The following is a 14395-nucleotide window of genomic DNA, read 5'->3' as shown; positions in this document are numbered from 1 at the left end:
TGGTGAATCGTATGGGCGCGCATGGGCGCGCCTGCGTATGTGAGCGCGCGCCTGCGCGCACGCGAGAACTGGATTGTAGTCAGATGAAAACCCTAGTCATTGCCGAAAAACCATCGGTTGCCCAAGACATCGTGCGGGCGCTCACGCCCACCGCCGGCAAATTCGAGAAGCACGACGAGTATTTCGAAAGCGAGTCCTACGTGGTCTCCAGCGCCGTGGGCCACTTGGTGGAGATCCAGGCCCCAGAAGAATTTGACGTCAAACGCGGTAAATGGAGCTTTGCCAACCTGCCGGTGATTCCACCGCACTTTGACTTGAAGCCGGTCGACAAAACCAAGACGCGACTCAACGCGGTCGTCAAGCTGGCCAAACGCAAGGACGTGGACAAACTGGTCAACGCCTGTGACGCGGGCCGCGAGGGGGAGCTGATCTTCCGCCTGATCGAGCAGTACGCCGGTGGCGCCAAACCGCTGGGCAAGCCGGTCAGCCGCCTGTGGCTGCAATCCATGACGCCCCAGGCCATCCGCGACGGCTTTGGCGCGCTGCGCACCGACCAGCAGATGCAACCACTGGCCGATGCCGCCCGCTGCCGCTCCGAGGCCGACTGGCTGGTGGGCATCAACGGCACTCGCGCCATGACGGCCTTCAACAGTCGCGACGGGGGTTTCTTCCTCACCACCGTGGGCCGGGTGCAGACGCCAACCTTGAGCGTGGTCGTGGAGCGCGAGGAGCTGATCCGCAAGTTTGTCAGCCGCGACTACTGGGAAATCCACGCATCCTTCCACGCCGAGGCGGGTGAGTACCCCGCCAAGTGGTTCAACCCCGCCCACAAGAAGGATGCCGATGACGCCGAGAAAAAGGCCGACCGCGTCTGGAGCCTGGCAGAGGCCCAGACCATCGCCAATGCCGTGCGCGGCCAACCCGCCACCGTCACGGAAGAGAGCAAGCCCACGACGCAGGCCAGCCCCTTGCTGTTCGACCTGACCAGCCTGCAGCGCGAGGCCAATGGCAAGTTCGGCTACTCGGCCAAGACCACGCTGTCCATCGCCCAGTCTTTGTACGAGCGCCACAAGGCCCTGACCTACCCCCGTACCGATTCGCGCAACCTGCCCGAGGACTATGTGCCCGTCGTCAAGCAGACGCTGGAGATGATTGCCGACAGCGGCATGAAGCACCTGGCACCTTTTGCGGCCCAGGCCGTCAAGGGTGGTTATGTGAAGCCCACCAAGCGCGTGTTCGACAACGCCAAGGTCAGCGACCACTTTGCCATCATCCCCACGCTGCAGGCGCCCAGCGGCCTGTCTGAGGCCGAGCAGAAGATCTATGACCTGGTGGTGCGCCGCTTCATGGCCATCTTCTTCCCCAGCGCCGAATACCAGGTCACCACCCGCATCACAACTGCGGCCAAGCATGCCTTCAAGACCGAAGGCAAGGTGCTGGTCAAGCCGGGCTGGCTGGCCATCTATGGCAAGGAAGCCGCCGCCGAAGTGGACGATGCCAAGGATGGCGACAAAGGCCAGAACCTGGTCCCCGTGCAAGCAGGTGAGAAGGTCAAGGGCGACCCTGTGGATCCCAAGGGCCTGAAGACCAAGCCCCCGGCCCGCTACTCCGAAGCCACGCTCTTGGGCGCGATGGAAAACGCCGGCAAGACCGTGGACGATGACGAACTGCGCGAAGCCATGCAAGAGAAGGGCCTGGGCACGCCAGCCACCCGCTCGTCCATCATCGAAGGCCTGATCGCCGAGAAATACATGCTGCGCGAAGGCCGTGAACTGATCCCCACGGCCAAGGCCTTCCAGCTGATGACGCTGTTGCGCGGCTTGGGCGTGGAAGAACTCTCCAAAGCCGAGCTGACCGGCGAATGGGAATACAAGCTGGCCCAGATGGAGCAGGGCAAGCTCAAGCGCGCGAATTTCATGGCCGAGATCGCCGCCATGACCGAGCGCCTGGTCAAGAAGGCCAAGGAATACGACCGCGACACCATCCCCGGTGACTACGCCACGCTGCAGGCACCTTGTCCCAACTGTGGAGGCATCGTCAAGGAAAACTACCGCCGCTACACCTGCACCGGCAAGAGCGGCAGCGAAGACGGTTGCGGCTTCTCGTTCGGCAAGTCCCCTGCCGGGCGCACCTTCGAGCTGGCTGAGGTGGAGGCTTTCCTGCGCGACAAGCACATCGGTCCCTTGGACGGCTTCCGCTCCAAGGCCGGCTGGCCCTTTGTGGCCGAGATGGTCATCAAGTACGACGACGAGGCCAAGAACTACAAGCTGGAGTTTGATTTCGGCGATGACAAGGCCGGCGAAGAAGACGGCGAGATCGTGGACTTCAGCGGCCAGGAATCCTTGGGCGTGTGCCCCAAGTGCGGCGGCCAGGTGTTTGAGCACGGCAAGAACTACGTCTGCGACCGCTCGGTGCCCACCCATGCCCAGCCCACGCCCAGCTGTGACTTCAAGAGCGGCCAGATCATCCTGCAGCAGCCCATCGAGCGCACGCAGATGCAAAAGCTGCTGGCCACCGGCAAGACCGACTTGCTGGAGAAGTTTGTCAGCATGCGCACGCGCCGCGCCTTCAAGGCCATGCTGGCCTGGGACGCCGATGCCGGCAAGGTGAATTTTGAATTCGCACCCAGCAAATTCCCGCCCCGCAAAACAGCGGCCAAATCTGCAACCGCTACCAAATCAGTAGCAGGTCGCGCAGCGCCGACGAGGGCTAGTGCCAAGAAAGCCCCAAGCAAGAAGGCCCCAGGCAGCTCGGCGGTGGCTAAACCGAAGGCCCCGCGCAAGACCACGGCTGCCAGCGGCAAGCAACCCAGCGCAGACTTGGCCGCGGTCATCGGCACCGAGCCGGTCGCCCGCACCGAGGTCGTCAAGAAACTGTGGGACTACATCAAGGCCAACGGCCTGCAGGATGCGACCAACAAGCGTGCTATCAATGCGGACGCCAAGCTCTTGCCCGTTTTCGGCAAACCCCAGATCACGATGTTTGAGCTGGCCGGGATTGTGGGCAAGCATTTGAGCTAGGGGATGGAGCGTCGCATGCAAAAGCTCATATGGGTTGCGGCGCTGGCTTGGTTTGCTTCGCAGGCTCAGGCACAGAGCACCCCCATCGCACCATCGGTTCTGGACATTTACGCTGGCAAAAGTCTTGCCGTCCTGACACCCCCGCCACCCAAGATGCTGATCTACACCACTGCCCAAGCGTCCGGCAGTGTGATCGCAGCAGCCATTCCTGGTCTCAGTGTGTTGGGAGCAGCGATTGCCGGTGGCATTGCGGGTGCCGCCACGGCCACCCCGGCCGGCAAGGCCGAAGCAATTAGCAAGACCCATTTTGCAGACCCAGCGGTTGGTATTTCCCAGGCTATAGCTACCGCAATGAAGTCCCGCATGGATGTGCAAGTGGTATCGGCGGCGACCAAGCCCGGTGAGGACGGCATCGAATCCGTCTTTGCCGCCGCGCCGGGCGTCGACTGGACCCTGGAAGTGAAGACCCACAGCTGGAGCATGGTCTATTTCCCAACAGACTGGAGCCATTTTCGTATCAGCTACCGCAGTACCCTGCGGGTGATGGATGCGGCGAGCAAGCGCGTGCTTGCCGAGTCGACGTGCCAGTTGACCCAGGGTGAGAAACGCCGTCCCAGCCTGGACCAATTGGCCACCCGAGATGCTTCGTTACTGCATTTCTACTTTCAACAAGCCCAGTTCGAATGCGCTGACCAATTTGCTACCAAGGTGTTTGGTCTGACCGCTTTGCCACGCCCAGTGGACGCGCTAACCGACTACCGGGACAGTCTCACCGCAGACGATGAGACCGCCATGCCTGACCTGCCGAAGGCGGGACAGGATGACTACAAGGCGTGGCTGGCCATGAACGGACCCAAGGCGTTTGCGGTTGGAGACACCATCAAGTGGGGCTGGGGTGTCGGCATGAAGCCCTCCGACCCGGCCGCCCCCATAGACGTCGCCATGCGGGCACTTCACAACTGCAAACGCGCCTATAAGCAGAACTGCAAGCTCTATGCCGTGAACAATAAGGTTGTAGACGGCACGGACTATGCGGACCGCATGCAGGCCTTGTTTGAAAAGGGCAGCAACCTGCCCAAAGCACCTGCCCAGGATGCAAACGCGGGCGGCACGGATGCGCCACCAAGCCCAGCTGCCATCAACCGGACCCCGACCGGCTTTGCCAAAGTGGGAGACTTCGATTTGATTCCCTACCTGTCGGACAAGGGACGCGCTGCCTACAAGGCGTGGATCGGTAAATCCGGCCCCAAGGCCTTCTCCATTTCCCCAGCCGGTTACTACGCGGAGAGCGTGGGAACCAAACCCAACGACGCGACCATGCCGTCAGACCCGGCAGAACGTTCACTCGTCTATTGCAACAAAAACTCCCCCACACCTTGCAAGCTGTATGCGATCAATGGCGACGTGGTGTTTGCGCTGGAGTGGTAATCCGTTAGTGGATGGACGGCGATGGCGGCACTTCGTTTTTCGCCGTAGCCCACCACTGGTGTGGGATATGGGTGCTGAGCTTGGTGACCGCCAGCTCAACCATATCGGGATGCAAAATCTGGCCCACAAAGGGTAGGACTTCGGCCGTGATGTCACAGCCCATATCGCGCAGATGGTGGGCCGCCAGGACGCTGTGGCTATAGGGAGTCACGGTGTCCTGTTTGCCATGCAGGAAGTGGATCGTGGTAACGGCAGGCGGCACCTGGGGCAACACCGCGAAGCGGCCACCGATGGCGATGACACGGCTGGCCAGCATGGGCTGCTGTTTGCTCAGCTCCAGCACCATGTCCGCACCCTGTGACAAGCCAATCAAGGCTGTAGCCGAGGCCGACACTCCGCTGCGCTCCTGCCAGTCGCGCACAGCAGCTTGCAGCGCGGGCAAGGCCTGCGCCACGCGCTGCGGGCGGTTGGCATCGGTCACGCCGGCCAAGGCAAACCATTCAAAACCCCGGGGCGTATCGGCCGGCGCATCGGCCTGTAAGGATACGACGGTGGCCTGGGGAAAGGCTTCGCACAACCGCTCACCCAGGGGCAGCAGGGAGGCCGCGTCTTCCCCGGCGGCATGGCATAGCAGGATCAACTGCGCGGCCTGCTCGGCCGGCTCCTGGATGATGAGGGATAGGTCTGGCATGGCGGCTGGCTCTAGAGACTGTCGGATGGGTGCTGTCCGTCAATGTAATACCAGCGGCCCTGTTCCCGCACAAAGCGGCTGAGTTCGTGCATGCGCTCGGCGCGGCCACCCACCTTGCAGCGAGCGACAAACTCGACGACGCCAGCGTCACCGCTGGCCTCGGCATGGCGCACCTCCAGTCCCAGCCATTTGACGGGCTGCAACTCCAGGTCGCCCGGCGCGGTGGAGGGGTGCCAGGTGGCCACCAGGTAGTCAATCAGGCCCAGCACATAGGCGCTGTAGCGCGAGCGCATCAGCGCCTCGGGCGTAGGGGCATACATGCCGGCGGGCAGACCCATGTGCCACTGACCACAGCAGGCGCCCAACTCCAGTCCGCTGCCACAGGGGCATTCCATCTTCTTCACAATTGCATCGCTTCCATGGCGCATTGAGGGGTTGCCAACTGTACGCCAAGCCTCGATGTAATGCAGCGACAATCGGGGGCTCACGCAGGCGCCTGTTGCGGTCTGCACCAGCCCGCCGCCACGTCTTTTCGCCCTCTCCCATGCACCACACCATTTTTGACACGCCAGTTGTCAACACCTTGCTGCGCGCGCTGTCCATCGCCTTCCTGAGACTCACCGGCTGGAAGGTGGAGGGCGGTTTGCCCGCCAACGGCCATAAGTGTGTACTGATTGCCGCGCCGCACACCAGCAACTGGGATCTGCCCTATACGCTGATGGTGGCCTTTGCGCTGCGGCTCAACATCTATTGGATGGGCAAACGCCAGTTGTTCCGCTTCCCGTTTCGTTCCGTCATGATGTGGTTGGGTGGCATACCGGTCGCCCGCGAGACCTCCAACAACCTGGTAGCGGCCTCCGTGCAAGCCATACAGGCGGCTCAGGGGCCGTTGCAGCTGATCGTGCCACCCGAGGGCACGCGCAACCATACCCGCTACTGGAAAACCGGCTTCTACTACATTGCCGTGGGTGCGCAGGTGCCCATCGTCATGGCCTATATGGACTATGAACGCAAGATCAGCGGCCTGGGGCCGGTGTTCCATCCCACCGGCGACATAGACGCCGATATGCGGGCCATCAAGGCCTTCTACGCGCCCTTCAAGGGCAAGAACGCCGACCAGTTCCACGCCGAGCCCTGACGCGGCACCAGCCCGTTCCAAACGGCCACTAGAATTTGGCGGGAGGCATGGGTATGGAACGCAGCGGACTGAGAAAAATCATACGCAGCAGGCATTTCAAGGGCTTGCTGTATGGCGGCGCGCTGCTGATCCTGATCACCATAGGCGGCACCCAGGGCTATCACTACCTGGGCCGCCCCACGGCCACGTGGATCGACAGCTTCTACATGACCTTCATCACCATTGCCACCATTGGCTATGGTGAGACCGTGGACCTGAGCCACCACCCCATGGGGCGGCTGTTCACGGTTTTCATTGCCACGGTCGGCATTGCCACCCTGAGCTACCTGTTTTCCACACTGGTGGCGCTGCTGATTGACGCCGATCTCAACGAGGACCTGAGGAAGAAACGCATGGAAAAGCACATCGCAGCCCTCCAGGGCCATTACATCGTCTGCGGCATCGGGCGGGTGGGTACCAACGTCGCCAGCGAGTTGTTGAAGACGCGGCGCCCCTTTGTCGTCATCGAGAGCGACCGCACGGCGCTGGACACCTGGCTGGAGCACCACCCTCAGTCGCTGTACCTGCACGACGACGCGGCCGACGACTCCGCGCTGCACCGCGCGGGGCTGGCCCAGGCAGCCGGCGTATTTGCCGTGACCGGCGACGACAGCCACAACCTGATGGTGGCCCTGTCCGTGAAGCTGCTGAACCCGCAGGCCCGCGTCGTGGTGCGCCTGCACGACATCCGCAACACCAACAAGGCCAAGCGCGCAGGGGCCGATGAAATCGTGTCGCCCGATTTCACCGGCGGCATGCGCATCGCCTCGGCCATGGTACGCCCCCATGTCGTCAACTTCATGGACCAGATGCTGCACACCGATGAAGGCCTGCGCGTGGAAGAGGTGACGGTACCCGCAGGGTTTGCCAGTGCCGCCCTGGCCAGCGTCTTGCCGCGGTCCAAAGACTATTTGCTGATGGCCACCCACGAGGGTGGCCAATGGATTTTCAATCCGTCCGACGACCACGTTCTCAAGGCCGGTACCACCCTGGTCCTGATGGCCAGCCCCGAGGGCCGTACCCATGTGGAGCAATTGCTGAGGGCTTGAGCATCGCTGGGCCGCCCGCGGCGGCTATTGCGCGCGTGCTATTCATTCTGTCGCGTAGCACTACGGCGCGAAAAAAAAGCCCGTACCGGCAAGCGGTACGGGCTTTGAGGCCAAAATGCCTTGTGCTGGATGGATGCTTACTTGGCGACGACGCGCACCATCTCCAGACACTTGTTGGAATAACCCCATTCGTTGTCATACCAGCTCACCAGCTTGACGAAGGTGCCGTCCAGCGCGATGGAAGCATCCGCATCGAACACGCTGGTGCAGGTCTCACCGCGGAAGTCGGTGGCAACCACCTTGTCTTCGGTGTAGCCCAGCACGCCCTTGAGAGCGCCCTGGGACTGGGCCTTCATTTCAGCGCAGATGTCCGCCAGCGTGGCGGGGCTGTTCAGTTCGCAGGTCAGGTCGACCACGGACACGTCGCTGGTCGGCACGCGGAACGACATGCCGGTCAGCTTCTTGTTCAGCTCAGGAATCACCACGCCCACGGCCTTGGCGGCACCGGTGCTGGAGGGGATGATGTTTTCCAGAATGCCGCGGCCACCGCGCCAGTCTTTGTTGCTGGGGCCGTCCACCGTCTTCTGGGTCGCGGTCGCCGCATGCACGGTTGTCATCAGACCGCGCTTGATGCCCCACTTGTCGTGCACGACCTTGGCCAAGGGTGCCAGGCAGTTGGTGGTGCAAGACGCGTTGGAAATGATGGCTTCGCCCTTGTAGGTGGCGTGGTTCACACCGTAGACGAACATGGGGGTGTCGTCCTTGGAAGGGGCCGACAGGATGACCTTCTTGGCGCCAGCATCAATATGCTTTTGCGCCGTGACCTTGTCCAGGAACAAACCGGTGGATTCGATGACGACATCGGCGCCGATTTCGTTCCACTTCAGCGCCGCGGGATCGCGCTCTTGCGTCAGGCGGATCTTCTTGCCATTGACGACCAAGGTATTGCCATCCACGGCCACCGTGCCCTTGAAGCGGCCGTGCACCGAGTCGTACTGCAGCATATAGGCCAGGTAGTCCGGCTCCAGCAGGTCGTTGATGCCCACTACTTCAATGTCGCTGAAGTTTTGCAGGGCCGAACGCAGCACATTGCGTCCGATGCGACCAAAGCCGTTGATGCCAATCTTGATAGTCATGAGAAAAAGCTCCGAGGGTTGAAAAAACTAGGTGAGGTCCAGCACCATGCAGGGCACCGTGACCTTGGTGGACTCGCCGACCAGGAAACGTTCGGTTTCTGCCGGGTACTTGAAGACCAGCTTGCGCAGCCAGGCCAAAAACTCCTGCCGGTTGGGGTTGCGCGCGTCGGCTTCTGCAATGGTGTTCTCTGCAAAGGGTTCGATCAGCGTAACCTTGACGTCAAATGGGCAGGACATGGTGTTGAGGTCAAACTTGACCTTGCCCAGGCTCGTGCGGTCCAGCGACTGCAGGAAGGGCACAAAGGCCATGTCCTTCAGCGCCGCGCCCTGGGCGCCCTCGGTGCGCAAACGAATCATTTGTGTGGCGTAGACCGGGCTGGCCAAAGGCTTTTCGCAGTGCATGCGGTAGTCCTTGGCCATGGAGACACCCGTGCTGGCCAGCAGATGGTGCCGCGCCGAATAGACCACCTCGACCTCGGGCGGAGCATCGGTCTGCGCAAACTTCATGCGCAACACGACATTGCCTGCGGGTGTGCGGTTGCCGGACGGATAGGGCAGCTTGCCGCTGGGCCCGGTGAAGGTGCACTGGCTTTGTTCCATGGCCGCGGCCGCCTCGGCTGATGTGACCTGCACGGCCTGTGGGATCTGAGCCCAGGCCTCGGCGCGGAGCGATGCCACATCATCGCGGCCGACACTCATCGTCTCAGGAACGGCTCCTGGGAGGGTGGGCTTAGACCCCCCTCCTGCCCAGGCTCCGGGTGTTTGCAGCAGAGCGGCGACCGCAGTCACGGTGCTGAGCAATGCATGGAAAGTGCTTGGATGGCGCATGTCTGATCTCCCTGTAGTTATGAATGGTTGGCCGTCATCTGGTACAGATCCCGGTCCAACGCCATCATAGGGCCCATCGATACGCCACCGCAACTGTCAGGCCTTGCGCTGCAGCACGGCCTGCACCGTGTCCGCCACGTTCTCCGGCGTGAAGCCAAAGTGCTTGAACAGCACCGGCGCCGGTGCCGACTCGCCGTAGGTGTCGATGCCGACGACCGCGGCGCAGCCGTATTTCCACCAGCCGTCGGACACGCCCATTTCGACCGCCACACGGGGCACGCCTGCGGGCAGCACTTCGGCCTTGTAGGCGGCGCTTTGGGTGTCGAAGGTGGTGTTGCTGGGCATGGAGACCACGCGCACGGCGATCTTGCGTTCGGCCAGCAGGGCCTGGGCCTTCAGTGCCAATTGCACTTCGGAGCCGGTGGCGATGATGACGGCCTGGGCCTTTTTCTTCAGACCCACTTCGGACGGCTCGGCCAGCACGTAGGCGCCCTTGCTGATGGCGTCGATGCCGCTCGCGTCGGGGGCCGCAGCCGAGTCGCCCTTGGGCGCGTAGCTGATGTTCTGGCGGGAGAGCAGCAGCGCTGTGGGCTTGGTCTTGTTTTGCAGAGCGACAGTCCAGGCCACGGCGGTTTCGGCCGTATCGCCCGGGCGCCAGACGTCCAGGTTGGGGATCAGGCGCAGGCTGGCGGCATGCTCGATGGACTGGTGCGTGGGGCCGTCTTCGCCCAGGCCGATGGAGTCGTGCGTGAACACGTGCACCACGCGCTGCTTCATCAGCGCGGCCATGCGGATGGCGTTGCGGCTGTAGTCGCTGAAGGTCAGGAAGGTGCCGCCGTAGGGGATGAAGCCACCATGCAGGGCCACGCCGTTCATGATGGCGGCCATGCCGAATTCGCGCACGCCGTAGTTGATGTGGCGGCCGCCTTGGCCGGCTTCGTTCTTGACCACAGCACCAGTCAGCGCGTCAAAGCGCAGGTTGGGTGTGGACTTGGTGTTGGTCAGGTTGGAGCCGGTCAGGTCGGCGCTACCGCCCAGCAACTCGGGCAGCGCGGCGGTGAAGGCTTCCAGTGCCAATTGACTGGCCTTGCGGCTGGCCACGGTCTCGGCCTTCTGGTGCGCGGCGATGACGGTGTCCACCGCGGTCTGCACGAAGTTCTTGGGCAGGTCGCCCTTCATGCGGCGGACCAGTTCCTTGGCCAGCGCGGGGTGGGCGGCCTGGTAAGCGGCGAACTTGTCTTTCCAGGCTTGCTCAGCGGCCTTGCCGGCTTCCTTGGCGTCCCAGTCGGCATACACCTCCTTGGGCACGACGAAGGGCGCGTGGCTCCAGCCAATGGACTCGCGGGTGAGCTTGATTTCTTCGGCGCCGAGTGGTTCACCGTGGGCCTTGGCGGTGTTGGCGCGGTTGGGGCTGCCCTTGCCGATGTGGGTCTTGCAGATGACCAGCGTGGGGCGATCATTGGTTTTCTTGGCTTCGGCAATCGCAGTGGAGACCGCAACAACGTCGTGGCCGTCGATGGGGCCGATGACGTTCCAGCCATAGGCCACAAAGCGTTGGGCCGTGTTGTCGATGAACCAGGGTGCGACCTGGCCGTCGATGGAGATACCGTTGTCGTCGTACAGCGCGATCAGCTTGCCCAGCTTCCAGGCACCGGCCAGTGCGGCGGCTTCGTGGCTGATGCCTTCCATCAGGCAGCCGTCACCCAGGAAGGTGTAGGTATGGTGGTCGACCACGGTGTGGCCTTCGCGGTTGAATTCGCTGGCCAGCAACTTCTCGGCCAGCGCCATGCCCACCGCGTTGGTGATGCCTTGGCCCAAGGGGCCGGTTGTGGTTTCGACGCCGGGGGTGATGCCGTGCTCGGGGTGGCCTGCCGTCTTGCTGTGCAGTTGGCGGAAGTTCTTCAACTCGGCCATGGGCAGCTTGTAACCGGTCAGGTGCAAGAGCGCATAGATCAGCATGGAACCGTGGCCGTTGGACAGCACAAAGCGGTCGCGGTTCAGCCAGTGGGGGTTGGTGGGGTTGTGGCTCAGGTGCTGACCCCACAGGGCCACCGCCATATCGGCCATGCCCATGGGGGCGCCGGGGTGGCCGGAATTGGCGGCCTGCACGGCGTCCATTGCGAGGGCACGGATGGCGTTGGCCATTTGTTGGGTGTTGGGGGTGGTGGCCATGGGCTGGGCGACTCCGGAGTAGGTGGTGGCTGGGGAAAACCCGGTATTTTACCGACCGCGGGACTGGCGGCCTTTACACGCCCATACACGCCTCCTTACGGGGCTGGAGCGCTGAAGGAGAATTCCCCACGCCGCCCGGTGAAAAGGCCCCCCCGGATAGAAATAATTTACAGTCGCGTCTACCCGTCTATGCAAGGCCTTCACCTCACCGCCGATCTCAGCCGCTGCCAGTGCGACAGTGTGTGGCTGACTGATGCCCCGCGTCTGCTGGACCGCTGCGTGCAAGAGGTCGCCGCAGCGGGCCTGCAGGCCGTCAACCAATTGGCCCACAGCTTCCCGGCCACCGAGCAGGGCCCGGGCGGCATCACCGCCACGGTGCTGCTGGCCGAGTCGCACCTGTGCGTGCACACCTGGCCAGAACAAATGGGCGTGACGGTGGATGTGTATGTGTGCAACTTCGGCGCCGACCATTCGGCCAAGGCCCGGCAATTGATGGACGCGCTGCTTGCGTTGTTTGCACCCCAGCAGGCGCTGCGTCAAGCGCTACAGCGAGGCGGCAAACCTACGGCCTAGTGCAGCCGCACCGGCCGCGCAAACCACGCAAACACGCCCAGGGCCAGCAAACCGCTCGCCACCCACACCAGCATGCGCCAGTGCTTGCCGCCGGGCTTGATGATCTCCACGCCGTCCAGGAACACCGTCTCGCAGGCGCCGTTGCCCGTGTCCGTGCGCACGGTGCTGGTGCCGCGCTTGAAGTCCATGCCGCCGTGCTGGTGGGAATACTCCGCCAAATGCCCATGGAAGTGGATCTGGTCCCCCACGCGCACGGAGCGCAGCTTCTTGGCCAGGTCCGGCCTATCGGTCAGCAGGTGGTTGTTGGAGATGGCAGTCTGGTCAAAGGCGGCAAAAGCCTTGTCTGACCGGGTGCTGAAGTTGCACGTGAACTGCCCGCTGGAGAAGCTGATGTCAGCATAGGAGCCATTGCGCGCATTGTTGCCCCAGACCACGCACAGATCGACGATGTTGAGGTTATCGTTCCACTCCCGGTGCAGGTAGTCCAACCAGGACTTGGCGTCGTGCTTGCTGACCACCAGGCCCGCCAGGTCGTATTCGTACAGGGGCTGCACGGTGTAGGTGACGCCATGGGCTGTGGTCTTGAACGCGGGCTGGCGCACCGGCGTTTGGGCGGGTTCGTCTTGCAGGGCCGACACCAGTTCCGCCGGAGGCGGCAAGGCATCGCTGTGCCACAGCGCAGCCCCCAGCAGCAGCACATTGGCCGCCAACAGCCATTTGAGGGTCTGGTCACGCATGGCGGCATTGTGGCGCGCGCCAAGCCGCGGCGCAAGTCAGAATGCTACAAATATAGTAGCTATTCATATCCACCTGGCGGGGGCTAACGCCCGATTTGAGCTAAGCCACTCAAGCCAACGCATCGTGCAGCGCCACGAACTCCTGGGTCAGCGTGTGGCTGGCATCCAGGAAGATCATGGGCATGGCCTGCTCGTGCGATTCGCGGATGCGCACCGACGAACGCAGATACGGCTGCAACACCGGCAGGCCCTCGTCGATCAGCTCCTGCACCATGCGCTGGGGCAGGTTGGCGCGGGCCTGGAACTGGTTGACGATGATGCCGCTGACCTCCAGGTCGCCGTTGTGGTCGGCCTTGATCTCGGCCACGTTTTCCAACAGCGTGTACAGCGCGCGGCGTGAGAAGTCGTCGCAGTCAAAAGGAATGAGGCAGCCCTGGGCCGCAATCAGGGCACAGCGGGTGTAGAAGTTCAGTGCGGGCGGCGTGTCGATGTAGATGCGGTCGTAGTCTTCGCTCAACAGCTCCAGCGCGTCGCGCAGCTTGTAGATCTTGTGGCGCGATTCCAGCTTGCCGTGCAGTTCATCCAGCAGCGGGCTCGACGGCATCAGGTCCAGACCCTCCCACTGGGTGTTGACGATGAATTCGCTGGCGCCCTTGTCACGTATCGTGAACTTGAGGCTTTGCTCGAAGAACTCGGCCACATTGGGCAGGTCTTCGGGCATGTCCGCGCCCAGCAGGTAGCGGGTGGAATTGCCCTGCGAGTCCAGGTCAATGACCAGGGTGCGCTTGCCCTGCGCGGCGCTGATGGCCGCCAGGTTGCAGGTGATGGTGGACTTGCCGACGCCACCCTTTTGGTTGAAAACGACGTATTGCATGGTGTAGGTGCCTTGAAGGGATGTGGAGGGAGAGGAGATACGGAAATCGGGAGAACGGGATACGGTGGCGCGCAAGCAAGACCGATGCCCGGGCGGCGGCTCAGCGGCCCACCAGCGCGCTATAGGCCTCGCGTGTGGCCGGCGTGACCGAGTCCAGCACCTTGGCATAGGGCGTTTGGTGGCGCAGCACCAGGCGGGTGGAGGCCACCGCCTTGGTCTTGCAGAACCAGTGGCAGCTGTGCTGCATCAAATACAGTTCGGCCAGCACGGTAAAGGCCTTGTCCTTGGCACTGACCTCGGGACCGCGGTGCACAGCCTGGCAGATGCCGCGGGCGTGTGTGCTGAGCATTTCGCGAAAGTCAAAGGTGCTGGCCGGCAGCCAGCGCCCGGTGTAGAAAATGGACCAAGGCAGTTTGCTGGCGCGGGTCAGGCCTACGTCCAGCCGCGCAAACTCGGCAGCAAAGCGCTTGAACTGCTCGCACAGCGCGGCTTCGGTGGCGCTGAGCATGCTCCAGATCTGGTGCTGGCGGGCAGCATCGGCCTCGCCCAGGGCGCGCATATAGCCCTCGGTCAGCGTCTCCATCAGCTTCTCGATCTGGTACTGGGCCAGGTGGCTGCCCAGCAGCATGATGCGGCGGTGCTCGTCGCGCCGCTGAAAGAAATGCGTGATGCCGCCCAGCAGCAGCGCGAAGACCAGAACATCCATGGCG

Annotated in this window: 13 protein-coding genes; 5 read left to right on the top strand and 8 right to left on the bottom strand. The window is 62.9% G+C overall.

Going from position 1 to position 14395, the window contains the following annotated elements; all coding sequences use genetic code 11:
* Positions 1–83 precede the first annotated feature (83 nt).
* Positions 84–3020, top strand: a complete 2937-nt coding sequence (locus tag AC07OO_RS24360; protein ID WP_495084759.1) for a DNA topoisomerase III — start codon at positions 84–86, stop codon at positions 3018–3020.
* A 15-nt stretch (positions 3021–3035) separates the two neighbouring features.
* On the top strand, positions 3036–4448 hold the full coding sequence (locus AC07OO_RS24355; RefSeq protein WP_495084758.1) for a hypothetical protein: 1413 nt from the start codon (positions 3036–3038) through the stop codon (positions 4446–4448).
* 4 nt (positions 4449–4452) lie between these two features.
* Here the strand turns inward: AC07OO_RS24355 and ypfH are convergent, their stop codons facing one another.
* Positions 4453–5139, bottom strand: coding sequence for an esterase (gene ypfH / locus AC07OO_RS24350; protein WP_495084757.1), 687 nt, complete (start codon positions 5137–5139; stop codon positions 4453–4455).
* Between the two features lie 11 nt (positions 5140–5150).
* Positions 5151–5567 (bottom strand): YchJ family protein, encoded by a 417-nt coding sequence (locus AC07OO_RS24345; protein WP_495084756.1) that lies wholly within the window; start codon positions 5565–5567, stop codon positions 5151–5153.
* Positions 5568–5683: 116 nt separating this feature from the next.
* Here AC07OO_RS24345 and AC07OO_RS24340 point away from each other — a divergent pair, with 116 nt between their 5' ends.
* Entirely contained in the window at positions 5684–6277 is a 594-nt protein-coding gene (locus AC07OO_RS24340) for a lysophospholipid acyltransferase family protein (RefSeq protein ID WP_495084755.1), read from the top strand.
* 53 nt (positions 6278–6330) lie between these two features.
* Positions 6331–7365 (top strand): potassium channel family protein, encoded by a 1035-nt coding sequence (locus tag AC07OO_RS24335; protein ID WP_495084754.1) that lies wholly within the window; start codon positions 6331–6333, stop codon positions 7363–7365.
* A gap of 137 nt (positions 7366–7502) precedes the next feature.
* Here the strand turns inward: AC07OO_RS24335 and gap are convergent, their stop codons facing one another.
* The 3 genes from gap to tkt form a co-directional block, all read right to left on the bottom strand.
* A complete protein-coding gene (gene gap, locus AC07OO_RS24330) occupies positions 7503–8501 on the bottom strand; it encodes a type I glyceraldehyde-3-phosphate dehydrogenase (RefSeq protein ID WP_495084753.1) in 999 nt (332 codons plus the stop codon).
* A gap of 27 nt (positions 8502–8528) precedes the next feature.
* The gene (locus AC07OO_RS24325) at positions 8529–9329 is read right to left on the bottom strand and encodes a hypothetical protein (RefSeq protein WP_495084752.1); all 801 of its coding nucleotides are present in this window, start codon (positions 9327–9329) and stop codon (positions 8529–8531) included.
* A gap of 96 nt (positions 9330–9425) precedes the next feature.
* Positions 9426–11501: a transketolase gene (tkt, locus tag AC07OO_RS24320; RefSeq protein WP_495084751.1), complete on the bottom strand. Its 2076-nt coding sequence runs from the start codon at positions 11499–11501 to the stop codon at positions 9426–9428.
* Positions 11502–11690: 189 nt separating this feature from the next.
* On the opposite strand from tkt, the gene AC07OO_RS24315 reads away from it, so the two are divergent.
* Positions 11691–12074, top strand: coding sequence for an S-adenosylmethionine decarboxylase family protein (locus tag AC07OO_RS24315; protein ID WP_495084750.1), 384 nt, complete (start codon positions 11691–11693; stop codon positions 12072–12074).
* Here the strand turns inward: AC07OO_RS24315 and AC07OO_RS24310 are convergent.
* The 3 genes from AC07OO_RS24310 to AC07OO_RS24300 form a co-directional block, all read right to left on the bottom strand.
* Complete coding sequence (locus AC07OO_RS24310) at positions 12071–12811, bottom strand: hypothetical protein (protein ID WP_495084749.1); 741 nt, start codon at positions 12809–12811, stop codon at positions 12071–12073. The genes AC07OO_RS24315 and AC07OO_RS24310 overlap by 4 nt on opposite strands.
* Before the next feature lie 109 nt (positions 12812–12920).
* On the bottom strand, positions 12921–13685 hold the full coding sequence (locus AC07OO_RS24305; RefSeq protein WP_495084748.1) for a ParA family protein: 765 nt from the start codon (positions 13683–13685) through the stop codon (positions 12921–12923).
* Between the two features lie 100 nt (positions 13686–13785).
* On the bottom strand, positions 13786–14391 hold the full coding sequence (locus AC07OO_RS24300; RefSeq protein ID WP_495084747.1) for a hypothetical protein: 606 nt from the start codon (positions 14389–14391) through the stop codon (positions 13786–13788).
* Positions 14392–14395 lie beyond the last annotated feature (4 nt).

The sequence above is a fragment of the Rhodoferax sp. GW821-FHT07G04 genome (assembly GCF_059418585.1).
This window is presented reverse-complemented; position numbering and strand designations above follow the sequence as displayed.

Coding starts and splice junctions, on each gene's coding strand:
- gap (WP_495084753.1), bottom strand. CDS start 8,501: ATGACTATCAAGATTGGCATCAACGGCTTTGGTCGCATCGGACGCAAT.
- AC07OO_RS24340 (WP_495084755.1), top strand. CDS start 5,684: ATGCACCACACCATTTTTGACACGCCAGTTGTCAACACCTTGCTGCGC.
- AC07OO_RS24360 (WP_495084759.1), top strand. CDS start 84: ATGAAAACCCTAGTCATTGCCGAAAAACCATCGGTTGCCCAAGACATC.
- AC07OO_RS24325 (WP_495084752.1), bottom strand. CDS start 9,329: ATGCGCCATCCAAGCACTTTCCATGCATTGCTCAGCACCGTGACTGCG.
- AC07OO_RS24345 (WP_495084756.1), bottom strand. CDS start 5,567: ATGCGCCATGGAAGCGATGCAATTGTGAAGAAGATGGAATGCCCCTGT.
- AC07OO_RS24355 (WP_495084758.1), top strand. CDS start 3,036: ATGCAAAAGCTCATATGGGTTGCGGCGCTGGCTTGGTTTGCTTCGCAG.
- tkt (WP_495084751.1), bottom strand. CDS start 11,501: ATGGCCACCACCCCCAACACCCAACAAATGGCCAACGCCATCCGTGCC.
- AC07OO_RS24305 (WP_495084748.1), bottom strand. CDS start 13,685: ATGCAATACGTCGTTTTCAACCAAAAGGGTGGCGTCGGCAAGTCCACC.
- AC07OO_RS24335 (WP_495084754.1), top strand. CDS start 6,331: ATGGAACGCAGCGGACTGAGAAAAATCATACGCAGCAGGCATTTCAAG.
- ypfH (WP_495084757.1), bottom strand. CDS start 5,139: ATGCCAGACCTATCCCTCATCATCCAGGAGCCGGCCGAGCAGGCCGCG.
- AC07OO_RS24315 (WP_495084750.1), top strand. CDS start 11,691: ATGCAAGGCCTTCACCTCACCGCCGATCTCAGCCGCTGCCAGTGCGAC.
- AC07OO_RS24310 (WP_495084749.1), bottom strand. CDS start 12,811: ATGCGTGACCAGACCCTCAAATGGCTGTTGGCGGCCAATGTGCTGCTG.
- AC07OO_RS24300 (WP_495084747.1), bottom strand. CDS start 14,391: ATGGATGTTCTGGTCTTCGCGCTGCTGCTGGGCGGCATCACGCATTTC.